Here is a 243-nt window from a genome sequence, read left to right as displayed (position 1 = left end):
TGAACCCGTCCCTGACCCTCACCGCAGTGGCCTCGCGGGCGCTGGCGGGCTGGCCCAACCACGGCGTGGAGGACCCGGGTCCGGCGATGGTCCGGCGGTACGCGCGGCTCCAGCCGGTCGCGCCGCAGGCGCTGGCCCAAGCGCTTGGCAATCTGGTCGAAAGCCCCGACGACCCGATCCTGCTGCGCGGCCGCGAGGCCAGCCTGCAAGAGCTGACCGCCGTGATGGAATTGCTGCGCGAGG

Annotated in this window: 1 protein-coding gene; it reads left to right on the top strand. The window is 73.3% G+C overall.

Annotation, left to right across the window (positions count from 1 at the left end; genetic code table 11):
* Positions 1 to 26 precede the first annotated feature (26 nt).
* A partial coding sequence (locus RMT89_RS45025; protein WP_315889533.1) for a hypothetical protein occupies positions 27 to 243 on the top strand: 217 nt, incomplete at its 3' end.

The organism is Streptomyces sp. P17, from assembly GCF_032436805.1.
Classification (GTDB): domain Bacteria; phylum Actinomycetota; class Actinomycetes; order Streptomycetales; family Streptomycetaceae; genus Streptomyces.
Note: the sequence above shows the minus strand (reverse complement) of the source record. Positions and strands in the feature narration are given on the sequence as shown.